Source organism: Promicromonospora sp. NPDC019610, from assembly GCF_044389365.1.
In the GTDB taxonomy this organism is placed as follows: domain Bacteria; phylum Actinomycetota; class Actinomycetes; order Actinomycetales; family Cellulomonadaceae; genus Promicromonospora.
Genome location: NZ_JBIRXX010000001.1, coordinates 492,132 through 504,625 on the forward strand (window position 1 = coordinate 492,132; position 12,494 = coordinate 504,625).

General features: G+C 74.5%; 10 protein-coding genes. 7 read left to right on the plus strand and 3 right to left on the minus strand.

The features are described 5' to 3' along the window. Positions 1-117 precede the first annotated feature (117 nt). Entirely contained in the window at positions 118-1,341 is a 1,224-nt protein-coding gene (locus ACH45N_RS02165; protein ID WP_397390712.1) for a Fic family protein, read from the plus strand. A gap of 15 nt (positions 1,342-1,356) precedes the next feature. Here the strand turns inward: ACH45N_RS02165 and ACH45N_RS02170 are convergent, their stop codons facing one another. After that, the gene (locus ACH45N_RS02170) at positions 1,357-2,751 is read right to left on the minus strand and encodes a protoporphyrinogen/coproporphyrinogen oxidase (RefSeq protein ID WP_397390714.1); all 1,395 of its coding nucleotides are present in this window, start codon (positions 2,749-2,751) and stop codon (positions 1,357-1,359) included. After that, entirely contained in the window at positions 2,748-3,833 is a 1,086-nt protein-coding gene (gene hemE, locus ACH45N_RS02175) for a uroporphyrinogen decarboxylase (protein WP_397390716.1), read from the minus strand. Before hemE ends, ACH45N_RS02170 begins: the two co-directional genes overlap by 4 nt. A gap of 49 nt (positions 3,834-3,882) precedes the next feature. Between hemE and ACH45N_RS02180 the strand changes: the two genes are divergently transcribed. The 3 genes from ACH45N_RS02180 to ACH45N_RS02190 all read left to right on the plus strand — a co-directional run bounded on the left by ACH45N_RS02180 (position 3,883) and on the right by ACH45N_RS02190 (position 8,081). Continuing rightward, on the plus strand, positions 3,883-5,358 hold the full coding sequence (locus ACH45N_RS02180) for a glutamyl-tRNA reductase (RefSeq protein ID WP_397390718.1): 1,476 nt from the start codon (positions 3,883-3,885) through the stop codon (positions 5,356-5,358). Positions 5,359-5,548: 190 nt separating this feature from the next. Continuing rightward, a complete protein-coding gene (locus ACH45N_RS02185; RefSeq protein WP_397390720.1) occupies positions 5,549-7,015 on the plus strand; it encodes a hypothetical protein in 1,467 nt (488 codons plus the stop codon). Positions 7,016-7,265: 250 nt separating this feature from the next. Then, on the plus strand, positions 7,266-8,081 hold the full coding sequence (locus ACH45N_RS02190; protein ID WP_397390722.1) for an LPXTG cell wall anchor domain-containing protein: 816 nt from the start codon (positions 7,266-7,268) through the stop codon (positions 8,079-8,081). 34 nt (positions 8,082-8,115) lie between these two features. Here ACH45N_RS02190 and ACH45N_RS02195 read toward each other — a convergent pair whose 3' ends face one another. After that, positions 8,116-9,417: a CoA transferase gene (locus ACH45N_RS02195; protein WP_397390724.1), complete on the minus strand. Its 1,302-nt coding sequence runs from the start codon at positions 9,415-9,417 to the stop codon at positions 8,116-8,118. Between the two features lie 88 nt (positions 9,418-9,505). Between ACH45N_RS02195 and ACH45N_RS02200 the strand changes: the two genes are divergently transcribed. The 3 genes from ACH45N_RS02200 to ACH45N_RS02210 all read left to right on the plus strand — a co-directional run bounded on the left by ACH45N_RS02200 (position 9,506) and on the right by ACH45N_RS02210 (position 12,475). Beyond that, complete coding sequence (locus ACH45N_RS02200) at positions 9,506-10,330, plus strand: DUF5926 family protein (RefSeq protein WP_397390725.1); 825 nt, start codon at positions 9,506-9,508, stop codon at positions 10,328-10,330. Positions 10,331-10,525: 195 nt separating this feature from the next. Continuing rightward, entirely contained in the window at positions 10,526-11,323 is a 798-nt protein-coding gene (locus tag ACH45N_RS02205) for a glycosyltransferase (RefSeq protein WP_142032120.1), read from the plus strand. A gap of 33 nt (positions 11,324-11,356) precedes the next feature. Continuing rightward, positions 11,357-12,475: a diacylglycerol/lipid kinase family protein gene (locus ACH45N_RS02210; RefSeq protein WP_397390727.1), complete on the plus strand. Its 1,119-nt coding sequence runs from the start codon at positions 11,357-11,359 to the stop codon at positions 12,473-12,475. The last annotated feature ends 19 nt before the right edge of the window (positions 12,476-12,494 follow it).

Genomic DNA, 12,494 nt, shown 5'->3' on the forward strand with positions numbered 1-12,494 from the left:
AGATGTCACAGGGTTGGTGGCGTGCTGTCAGAACGGTCTCGGCGCGCCCGGAGAAAGTGCGAGCAAGTGCACCGCCTTACCAACAGTTTTCGAGAAACTGTTAGTAAGGTGTAGTGCGTGGTCACACTTTCCGAGCCCCTCGCCATCGCACCCGTCGGCCGGGACGAGCACTACTGGGTCGCGGAGGACAATGGCCTGGTCAGTCGCGGCCAGCTCGCCGCGGCCTCAGGGGAGTACGAGTCGACGATCCCGACGCGGATCGCGGAGTATGCGCCGCACCTGCCGGCTGACCTCGGGGCGGACATCGAGGAGGCCGCAGCCGCCCTCGCCGGGTTCGACGCCTATGCGCGAGGGCGTCTCGGGGCCGACGACCCGACGCTGGGCCCGATGAGCTCCATCCTGCTGCGGACCGAGTCGACGTCGTCGTCGCAGATCGAGAATCTCACGGTCGGTGCGCGGCAGCTGGCGCTCGCGGAGCTGGACCAGTCGAACAGCGACAACGCCCGGGTGGTGGTGGCGAACGTCCGGGCCATGGAGGCGGCGCTCGCCCTCGCGGACCGGCTCGACGAGGACGCGATGCTCGCGATGCACGCGGAGCTGCTGTCCCGGCAACGTGGCTGGGAGGACCATGCGGGAAAGTACCGCTCGGGGCTGGTCTGGGTGGGCTCGACGAGCGTCTCCCCGCGTGGCGCCCAGCACGTCGCGCCGCAGGCAGAGCTCGTCTCCGGCGCGATGGCGGACCTGGTCCGCTTCATGCACCGGGACGATCTTCCTGTGCTGGTCCAGGCGGCTGTCGCGCACGCCCAGTTCGAGACCATCCACCCGTTCAGCGACGGGAACGGCCGTACCGGTCGTGCCGTCGTGCACGCGATCCTCAAGGCGAAGGGCGTGGTCACGCAGACCACCGCGCCGGTCTCGGCCGGCCTGCTCATCCAGACCGAGGAGTACTTCGACGCCCTGGGTGCCTTCCGGCAGGGCAACGCCCGGCCGATCGTGGAGAGATTCGCTGCGGCGTGCCGGTTCGCTGCGGCGTCGGGCTCGCAGCTCGTCGACGAGCTCGCGAACCAGGTGGACGTGTCTCGTCAGGACCTGGCGGGTCTCCGCCGGCAGGCGTCCGCGTGGAGGGTGCTCCCGTGCCTGGTGGCGCAGCCCGTCGTCAACGCCCGGTTCCTCGTCGACCGGCTCGACATGAACGACACGACGGCTCAGCGCGCGCTGAGCCAGCTCACCGAGGCAGGAGTGCTGGAGGAACGTACCGGCCTGCGGCGCAACCGGGTCTGGCAGCACGCGGGGATCCTGCGTGTGCTGGACGCCTACGCCCAGCGGCTCTCGCGGGGTTGAGCCCTCCGGGACCCCTCAGCCCTCGTCGCCCAGGCGCTGGGCCGTTCGCCCCGCGTGCGCGACGATCGCCGCCAGGCCCGTCCCGGCGATCCAGCCGCCGGTCACGTCGAGGCCCGGCGTGGCCAGCACCGCCGCCTCGTACGCGCGGACGGCGGCCCGGTAGGCCGGCGTGGGTGGGGGCAGCGCGCCGTCCCAGCGCTGGTGCAGCACCTCGCGCACCCGGTCGGTCAGGTCCACCCCCAGCAGCGCCGACGCGTCGCGGGCGGCCTCCTCGGCGGTGGGCTGCGGCGTCGGCTCGCCCATGCGGCCGTAGCTGAGCCGCACCACGTGCACGCCCGGTCCGGCGGCGGCGCGCACCCGGCGCGCGAGCCACGGCCACTTGGCCGTCGCGTGGGTCAGCGCCTTGGCGCGCACACCGCTCGCCGCCGTGTCGGGGGCCACGAGCATCCCCGAGCCGCGCGGGGCGGTGTCCAGCTCGGGCGCGTCCACGAGCAGCGCTGCCAGCCGGATGTCCGCGCCGCGCTCGGGCGGCGCGGGCGGCTCCAGGACCTTCCCCTGGCCGATCTCGGCAGCCGTGGGCGTCGTCAGGACCACGCGGGGGGTGCGCAGCACCTGGCCGTCGGCGGTGTGTGCCAGCCAGGCCCCGTCGTCCGCGCGCTCCACCCCCGCGACCCGCGTGCCGAACCGGACGTCCAGGCGGTCCACCAGCGCGTCCACCAGCGCGTGGACGCCGCCGTCGATCCCGCGCACCGCGGACCCGGGGGGCGCCGCGGCCCGCAGCGACGCCACGGCCCGCGACAGGGAACCGGTCCGTGCGTACGCGTCCAGCAGCCCGGGTGCGACGGCGGCGACGTCGAGCCGGTCGAGCGGCGCCGAGTGCACGCCGGCGGCGACCGGGGTGACGAGCCGGTCCGCCACCCGGGAGCCGAGCCGCGACCGGGCCAGGGTGCCGAGGTCGGTCGGGTCGACGAGCCGCGCGGGCAGCACCCGGTCCAACGAGCCGCGCAGCACGCCGGGCCAGCCGATCGCGCGCCGCACGTCGGCGGCCCACGGCCGCGAGGGGATGCCCAGCACGCCGGCCGCCGGCAGCGGGAACGCCCGTCCTGCGGCATAACCCCAGGCGGAGAGTCCGGCGGGTACCTCGACGGTCAGCCCGAGCTCGGCCACGAGGCGTTCGACGGCGCCGCCCCGCACCGCGAAGGACTCCGCCCCGAGGTCCAGCGGCACGTCCGGCAGCGACGCGAACGCCCCACCGCGGACCGGCCCGCCTGCTCGCCCGCCGGCCTCCAGCACCACGACGCGCAGCCCCCGGGCCGTGAGCGTGTGCGCGGCGACGAGCCCGCCGATCCCGGCGCCGACGACGACGGCGTCGGCGTCCGCCGTACCGGACCGACCGGCCGAGCGGGTCACAACGAGTGGACCAGCTCGACCACGCGGGTCAGCACCGTCGGGTCCGTCTCCGGGGGAACGCCGTGGCCCAGGTTGACGACGTGGCCGGGGGCCTTGAGGCCGCGGGAGACGACGTCGCGCACGTGCGCCTCCAGCACCGGCCACGGCGCGGCCAGGAGCGCGGGGTCGACGTTCCCCTGCAGGGGAACGCCGGGCAGCAGCGCCGCGGCCTCGTCGAGCGGCGTCCGGTAGTCGACGCCGACGGCGTGGTCCGGCAGGCCGGCGTCGACCAGGACCGTGCGCATCGCGGGCAGCAGGTGCCCGGTGCCGGTACCGAAGTGGATGGCCGGCACGCCGGCGTCCGCCACGGAGGACAGCGCGCGGGTCGACGACGCGGCGACGTGCGTCCTGTAGTCCGCGAGCGAGAGCGACCCGGCCCAGGAGTCGAAGAGCTGGACCGCGCTGGCGCCCGCCTCGACCTGTGCCCGCAGGAACGCCCCGGTGAGGTCGGCCGTCCACGTCACGAGCGCCTCCCACGTGGCGGGGTCGGCGTGCATCAGGGTCCGGGCGGCCAGGTGGTCGCGCGACGGGCGGCCCTCCACCAGGTAGGCCGCGAGCGTGAACGGGGCCCCGCCGAAGCCCAGGAGCGGCGTCGACCCGAGCTCGGCGACGGTCAGCGCGACGGCCTCCCGGATCGGTTCCAGGGCGGCGTCGTCGAGGCTGCGCGAGGTGAGCCGGGCGACGTCGTCGGCCGTGCGGTACGGCTGGTCCATGACCGGACCGACCCCGGCCTGGATGTCCACGCCGACGCCGGCCAGCTTGAGCGGCACCACGATGTCGGAGAAGAAGACGGCGGCGTCCACGCCGTGCCGGCGTACGGGCTGGAGTGTGATCTCGGCCGCGAGGTCGGGCCGCAGGCAGGCCTCCAGCATGCCGGTGCCCTGGCGCACCTCGCGGTACTCGGGCAGGGAGCGGCCCGCCTGCCGCATGAACCAGACGGGCGTGCGACCAGGACGTTCACCCCGGAGCGCCCGGACAAGGGGAGCGGCGGTGGTCCGCCCGTCGGCGAGCGGGTGAGCGGGGCTGATCGTGGTGGACTTCACGCTTCACGATTCTGCCCTGCCCGGCCGCGGTGCATAAAGTTGGAGCACTGTGGTTCTCCTCTCCCTCACCGCCAGCCACCGCGAGCTCGATCTCGACGCGCTGGAGCGCCTGTCCACGGGTTCGTCGTCAGTGGGTCGTGTCGTCGTGGGTACCTGCGGCCCCGTCGCGGGCGCCGTGGTGATCTCCACGTGCAACCGCTTCGAGCTCTATCTCGACGTCGACGCGCCGCTGAGCGGCGACAGCGTGCGGCATGCGACGCGCCACGTGGCCGAGCTCGTGGCCCACGCGTCGGGCGTGACCGGCGACGTCGCCGCCCGCAGCTTCACCGTCCGCACCGGCCCGGAGGTCACGGAGCACCTGTTCGCCGTGGCGTCGGGCCTGGACGCGATGGTCGTGGGCGAGCGCGAGATCGCCGGCCAGGTGAAGCGCTCGCTGGCGATCGCCCGCGAGCAGGAGACCACGTCCAAGACCCTGGAGCTCCTGTTCCAGACGGCGTCGCGCACCTCCAAGCGGGTCGGCACCGACACGGAGCTCGGCGCCGCGGGCCGGTCCGTCGTCGCGCTCGCCCTGGACCTCGCCGAGAGCGAGCTGCCGCCGTGGGACGGCGCGCGCGCCGTGCTGATCGGCACCGGCTCGTACGCGGGCGCCTCGGTCGCCGCCCTCCGGGCCCGCGGCTGCGAGGACATCTCCGTCTACTCGCAGTCCGGCCGGGCCGAGGCCTTCGCGGAGTCGCACGGCGTGCGGCCCGTGGACTCGCTCGTCGAAGCCCTCGCCGACGCCGACATCGTGGTGAGCTGCAGCGGAGCCCGGGGGCGGGCGCTCGCGGCCCGCACCGACGAGGCGGCGCTCGGCGCCATGGTCGCCGGGAACTTCGGCGGCCAGACCACCCTCCCGCACGGCCTGACCGGCGAGGTGGGACCCGAGGCGAGCCTCGGGCACGTGCTCGACGCCGCCGCGGTGGTGCGCGCCCGGGAGCGCGCCGCGGACCGGGCCGGCGACGAGCCGGAGCCCCGCCCGCTGGTGATCCTGGACCTCGCCCTGCACCGCGACGTGGACCCGCTGGTGGCCGACGTCGAGGGCGTGCTGCTCTACGACCTCGCCACGCTGAAGGCGCACGCCCCCGCGGTCGCGCACGACGTCGTCGCGCAGGCGCAGGGGATCGTGGACGCTGCCGCCCGGCGGTTCGAGGAGACGCGCCTGGGCCGGGAGGCCGACGCCGCGGTGGTCGCCCTGCTCGACGAGGCGGAGGTCCGGGTCGTGGCCGAGATCGACGCCGCCGTCGCGCGGCTGACCGACGAGCTCGCCCTCCGCGGCGAGCCCGCCCCCGAGGAGTCCGACGTCGACGTCATCGCCCGCGACGTGCGCAAGCGGGTGCACGCCGAGCTGCACGACAAGATCGTCGCCGTCCGCGCCCGGGCCACCGCCGAGGCGCGCGCCGCGGAGGCCGCGCTGGTCCAGGGCGCCGTGGCCCTGACGATGACGGCGTCCACCCAGCGGGACGCCGACCACCGCTCCAGCCGATAACTCGGCCGCGCGCCGATAACCAACCGGCGGCGATTGTCCGGATATGCCGGGCGGACTGGCATCCAGGGTCCAATTCGTCCATCGTTACCGAATCGTGATCAGGGTGATTTTATTCACCCGGGGGTGCGGGCTAAGTTCGGTGGCTCAAGGACCGAACGCGCATTTGCGCATCGAGATGCTGGAGCACCTTTTGAAGCACGCAGCACACAAGAAGAAGACCGCATCGGCGGGCGCGCGGACCATCGCGACCGTCGCCATCGCAACCGCGGCCACGAGCATGGCTGCGCCGGCCATGGCCGCCGAGGCCTCGCCGCTGGACTCCCTCGGGGACCTCGGCACCACCGCCGAGGGCCTCAAGTCGGCGGTCCCCGCCCTCTCGTCGACCTCGATCGACCTCAGCGAGCTCACCGGCTCGCTCCCCGCGACCGACGTGGTCACGGACGTGGTGAAGAAGGCTGAGCTCCCCGCCTCCATCGCCCCCACCACGGCCCTCGCGCCGAACTACGAGCCGGCGCAGTACGTCTCGGGCGCCCTCCAGGGTGCCGCGCCCCAGGTCGTCTCCGAGGTCGTCGGCGGCGTGACCGGCGGTTCGGCCGTGTCCGGCGTGACCGGCACCGCCAAGGCCGCGCTGGCCAACGTGCTCGGCGGCGGGGCCCTGGGCACCGCGACCGGCGTCGTCTCCGGCGTGACCGGTGGCGTGCTGCAGGGCGACGTCGTGAACGGCGTCGCGGGCGGGGTCGTCAACAACGTGGCCGGCGGCGTCGTCTCCGGCGTGACCGGTGGCGTGCTGCAGGGCGACGTCGTGAACGGCGTGGCCGGTGGCGTGCTGCAGGGTGACGTCGTGAACGGTGCCACGGGCACCGTCACGGGCGTCGCGACCGGCGCCGTCGAGGGCGTGCCGGCCACCGTGGCCGACGTGATCCGCAACGTGCCGAACGTCCTGGGCGGCGTGACCGCTCCGGTCGCCGGCCTCACGGCCAACCTGCCGGGCGTGCTCGGTGGCGTGGGCGGCGTGGTGAACAGCGTCGTCTCGAACGTGCCGGGCGTCGTCGCCTCGGTCCCGGGCCTCGTCGCCAAGGTGACCACCCCGGCCGCCGGTGCGGTCGAGACGGTCGTGGGTGACGTCGCCGTGGACGGCGTCGTCAAGCCGGTCGCCACGGGCGTGGTGCCGGGTGCCGTGGGCGCCGTGCAGAACGGCGTGGTCCCGGGCGTCACCTCGACCGTCGGCAACGTGACCGGCTCGGTCGTCCCGGGTGCCGTCGGCACCGTGACCGGCGACGTCGTGCCGGGCGTCGTGGACGGCGTGGCCAAGCCCGTCGTCGGTGACGTGGTGCTCGGCGGGGTCGTCGGCAGCGTCGTCAAGGACGACGTGGTGGGCGGCGTCGTGACGCCGGTCGTGAAGGACACCGTCGTCGACGGCGTCGCGAAGCCGCTGGTCAAGGACGTCGTCGTCGACGGCGTCGCCAAGCCGGTCGTGAAGGACGTCGTCGTGGACGGCGTGGCCAAGCCCGTCGTGAAGACCGTGACCGGCACGGTCGAGGGTGTCGCCGGCGGCGCCGTGAAGGACACGGTCGGTGGCGTGACCGGCACCGTGGACGGCCTCACCGGCGGTGCCGTGAGCGGCCTCACCGGCGGTCTGCTGGGAGGTCTTTCCTGAGCTGAACTCCCCGGGAGGACCCCAGCCTCTTCGGTCTTGACGTAGCGGGGTGGAGCGCCATTGGCGCTCCACCCCGTTTGCGTTCTTCGGCGCTTTCAGAAGGTTCCATTCTTCTGTCCGTTGTTATCGAATCGTTACCATCGCTTCAGGTTTTTCCGGTCTACCCCTTTTTCCTGCTATTACCGATCAGGTAGCGTCGTGGCGTCCCGGGTTCCGGGCCGTTGTAGCCGACCATGCTGGAGCAGCTCTCATGAAGCACGCCGCCGTCAAGCCTTCGTCCGTCGCCAGGTCCGCGGCCACCCGCGTCGTGGCGACGATCGCGCTCGCCACCGCTGCGACCGCCGTCGCCAGCCCGGCGATGGCGCACGAGGGCCACGGGCACGACGGTCCGGACGGGCACTCCGCGGGTTACGACCGCGGCGGCGACCGAGGGAACGATCGCGGCCGCGAGGCCCATGCCCCGCGCTCGTACCAGCCCGCCGGCTACACGGAGCCCGACTACGACGTGCCGCAGTACACCGGGTCGAAGGACGGCCGCTCCGAGGACGGCAACTGCGGTCGCGGCGCGACGCCCCAGGGCAACCAGCGCGACTGGAGCGACGAGGACCGGGACAAGGTCCGCGAGGCCGTCCGGGAGTACGTGGAGGAGGCCAACGAGTCCGCCGCCGAGGCGCAGCCGCAGGTGGTCACCGAGGTCGAGGAGACCACCCCGCCCGCCGAGAAGCCGGCGGCCGCCGAGGCCGAGGCCCCGGCGAAGGCCGTCACCCCCGTGCAGGTCGCGGCGTCGGAGCCCCCGGTGGCCGTCCAGGCGCCGGGTCAGCAGTGGGAGGGCCCGACCGAGGCCGACACCGCCGGGGCCGAGCTCACCGCCTACGTGCCGAGCCAGGACACCGCCGCCACGACCGAGCGCGAGTCCGGCTCGCTCACCGAGGCCACGCTCGACGCTCCCGTCCGGCTCGCCACGACCGGCGCCGAGGCCACGGCCCTGACGTCGGCGGCCGGCGCGCTGGTCCTCGGCGGCGCCGCCTCGCTCCTGGTCGCCCGCCGCAGCCGCATCCGCGCCTGACGGGACGCCCGCGCCCGGTCCGGCGAGCCCGTCCCTAGCGGGGGACGGGCAGCCAGCCCGGCGCGTCCGTGCCCCACGGGTGCGCGGGGTACGGGTAGTCGGCATACCCCGGGAGCACCGGCCGCGCGGTCGTCACGCCCGCGTGCGTCACCGTCCCGTCGCGCTCGGTCCCCGTGCCCGACGCCGTCGCGGCGGCCGGGTGCGCCGGGTCCCGTCCCGGCAGGTCCAGCAACCAGGCGGCGGTGCGCGCGAGCGACACCGCGACGTCGCGGCCGAGGCCGTCGGCGCGCCGGAGCGTGAGGGCGTCCACGATCCCCGCCGCGAGCAGGTACCCCGAGGCGTGGTCGAGCGCCTGGGCGGGCAGCGCGCCGGGCGTCCCGTCGCGCCCCTCCAGCAGCGCGATCCCGCTGGCCGCCTGCACGATCGAGTCGAAGCCGCGGCGGCCGGCCCACGGGCCGGCGTCGCCCCAGGCCGACACCCGACCGGTCACCGCGCCGGGCGGCACCCGGAGGCCGAACGCCTCGACCGCGCCCAGCCGGTAGCCGGTCACGAGCACGTCGGCGGCGTCGAGCAAATCCTGGGCCGTGCGGCGGTCGCGGGCGTCCCGGAGGTCCAGGACGGCGCTGCGCTTGCCCTGCCCGGTGTCGAGGTGCTGCCACTCGATCTCGGCGGGCCGCGGCGGGTCCACCCGCAGCACGTCCGCGCCCAGCAGGGCGAGCGTCCGTGTGGCGACCGGCCCGGCGATGACCCGGGTCAGGTCGAGCACCCGGACGCCGGCCAGCGGCGCCGCGCCCGCCGGGCGGGCCGCCGCTCCGGTCGCGGGCCCGCGCACCCGGGTCCGCACCAGCGGGCCCGACGCCGCGGCGCGCCCCGGCGCGGACTCCCGCCACTCCTGCTCGGTCCGCACGCGCACGACGATCGCGCCCGCCTCGGCGGCCCGGTCCTCCAGGTCCTGCGCCGAGAGCTCGGCGAGGCGCTCGGCGAAGGTGGGGCGGCCGACGTCGTCGGGCAGCCCGGCGAGCGCCGTCAGGCGGGCGCGGTGGTGCGGGTAGTTCGCGTGCGTGCGGACCCAGCCGTCGGCGGTGGCGAAGAAGCCGGAGAGCGGGGCGAAGCCCTGCACCGGCCGCCCGTCGAGCGCGAGGACGCGGTCGGACGCGAAGCCGACGGCGACCCGGGCGGGGTCGATGCGGGCCGGGTCGAGGAGCGCGGGGTCGAGCAGGGCGGGGTCGGCCGCACCGGCCCGCCGGCCCGCCCGGGCCGCCGCGCGCTGCACGGCGCGGACGGCGTCCAGCGCGAGGTCGAGCACGGGCAGGTGCGCGGCGAGCCAGGGTTCCACGGTTCCATCATCGTCCCGTCCGACGGGCTGCCCCGAAACATCACCGGCCGGACAGATCTGCGACCATGCGCGCGGATACACTCGCCGCATGGCCAAGAACCCCTCCTCCGACTTCGTGCTCCGGCCCTTCGAAGGTCTCCCCGGGGAGACCGACTGGGTGGCGATGCGCGAGATCGTCCCGTCGGCGACCGCGACCGCCCGCACCACCGCCGAGTACGGCTCCCGCGACGTCACGGTGGTGACGCTCCTGCCCGGTGCCTGGACCGCGCTGCACCGTGCCGACGGCACGCTGCTGCTCGCCGTGCAGGGCATCGTCGGCTCGGGCGACGTGAGCCGCGACCTCGCCGCCGCCCTGCTGGAGGCGATGGAGCTGGAGCCGGGCACGGCCGTGGAGTCGGGCGAGCTGCCGGGCGAGGGCCCGCGGCTGCAGGACGTGCTCGACCTGAGCGTGCCGTTCGAGGTCACCGTGCACGACACCTTCGACTACTGGCTCGACCCGAGCGCCGACGTGACGCCGGAGCTCAAGCAGAACCTGGAGGACGCGGCCGACGGCGCGATCCCCACCGTCAAGGTCAGCTCGGTCGAGTCGGCGTACTGGTGCAGCATGTCGCGCGAGTTCCTCCGCTGGGCCCGCCCCGAGCCGGAGGACGACGTCATCGACGCGATCTCCCGCCTGCACGCAAAGCGCGAGTCAGGGCTCGCGGGTGGAAGGTTCGTGGGAGCGTTTCGTGCGTCGGGTCTGGTCGTCCCGGTCTGGGAGCTGCCCCAGGGCACCGAGGCCGCCGACCTGGAGGGTCCCGTGGCCGAGCTCGGCGAGAAGCTCGCGAAAGCACTTTCCATCAAGGAGCCGCTTGATGCGAACGAGCGACGCGCAAGAGCGGGTATCGTCTCTCGCCAGGTCACCCTGCGCTAGTCCGGACGCCCCGGCCGGTCGCGCGCGAGCGGCCCGGAACGCTACGGCTGTCACCGAGGATCGCCACGAGCGGCCCAGGTTTCGGCAACTAGCGGACCAAGGGAGTAGGATTCCAGGGGTAAACCTTTGCACTCACCAAGCAAAGGGCTATCCGAACACTCACCACGGCAAATCGACGCTTCAGGCAGGACAGGTGTGAACGCTCTCCCGGTCGCGAAGACCACGCGTCCCGGCAATGCACAGGCAGGCAAGAACGTCCAGCGGGTGGCGGCCATCATCCCCGCCAAGGACGAGGCCGAGCGCATTGCCGCCACCGTGCGCTCCGCGCGTGCGATCCCCCATGTCGACCTCGTGCTCGTGGTCGACGACGGCTCCGAGGACGACACGCAGCACGTGGCGCGCGCCGCGGGCGCCGTCGTCGTGCGCCACTCCCACAACCGCGGCAAGGCCGCCGCGATGGAGACCGGCGCCGCAGTGGTGGCGATGCGCGACGCCGACGGGCGCCCCCCGCGTCTCCTCATGTTCATCGACGGCGACCTCGGCGACACCGCCGTGAACACCGCGCCCCTCGTACGCCCGGTCCGGGAGGGCGTCGCCGACCTCGCGATCGCGCTGCTGCCCAAGCAGGCCGGCGCCGGCGGCCGGGGCGTCGTCGTGGGCGCGTCCCGCCGGGCCATCGAGGCCATGACGGGCTGGAGCCCGTCGCAGCCGCTGTCCGGCATGCGGTGCCTCACCCGCGAGGCGTTCGAGGCGGCCACGCCGCTCGCCCGCGGCTGGGGCGTCGAGACCGGCATGACCATCGACCTGCTGCGCAAGGGGTACGTCGCCGTCGAGGTGCCGTGCGACCTCAAGCACCGGGCCTCCGCCAACGACCTCAAGGGTCAGATCCACCGGGCGGCCCAGTACCGCGACGTCCTGCTGGCCGTGAACGCCCGCAAGATGCGGGGCGCGGTGGACGCCGTGCGGCACGCGGGGTCGAACGTCCGCAGCTGATCGACCCTCAGGCCGGCCCCGTACCCTGACCTCATGGAGTGGCAGGTCTGGCTTGGCATCATCGCGATCGTCATCGGGGTACTGGCACTCGCCGTCGCCGTCGGCGCGTGGTCGCAGCAGGCCTGGATGCGTCGCCGGGAGGGCCGGCGCGCGGTGCCGCAGAGCGTGCCGGCGGCCCGGCAGATCGCGGTGGTCGTGAACCCGTCCAAGCTGCACGCGAGCGGGCTGCCCGCCCAGGTGCGGGCGCACTGCGCGGCGAACGGGCTCCCGGAGCCGCTCTGGTACGAGACCACGGTCGACGACCCCGGCAAGGGGCAGGCCCGCCAGGCGCTGGACGACGGCGCGGACATCGTGATCGCGGCCGGCGGCGACGGCACGGTGCGCGCCGTCGCCGAGACCATGGTCACCTCGGACAAGCCGATGGGCGTGCTGCCGGTGGGCACGGGCAACCTCCTGGCGCGCAACCTCGAGCTGCCGCTGACCAACATGGACGAGGCGCTCGACGTCATCCTGGCGGGCCGCACGCGCGCCATCGACGTCGGCTGGCTGCGGGTCATGGAGTTCGCGGACACGCCGCGCAACGACGAGCACCCCAACCAGCCCGACCACGAGCCGGACACGGACCGGGAGCACATCTTCCTGGTCATCGCCGGCCTGGGCTTCGACGCCGCGATGGTCGCCACCGCCGACTCCGACCTGAAGAAGAAGGTCGGCTGGGTCGCCTACTTCGTGGCCGGGCTGTCCCACATGCAGGCCCGGCGGATGCGCGCCACCCTGCAGCTCGACGACGACCCGCCGGTGGACGCGCGCGCCCGGTCGATCATGGTCGGCAACTGCGGCATGCTCCCGGGCGGCGTCACCCTGCTGCCCGACGCCGTGCTCGACGACGGGGTGCTCGACGTGGCCGCCGTCGACGTGCGCGGCGGGGTGCTCGGCTGGGCACAGCTCACCCTGGAGATCGCCATGCAGGGGGTGGGGGTGCGGAACGAGCTGCCGGAGAAGCTCGGCCGCATCGACCACACCAAGGCCCGCCGGGCGCGCATCCGTGTGCCCGCGGGCGAGGAGGCCCAGGTCGACGGGGATCCCCTCGGCCGGGCCGTCGAGGTCGACGTGCGCGTCCAGCCGGGCGCGCTCCTGGTCCGGGCCCCGTGACGGCCGCGGCCATCTACCC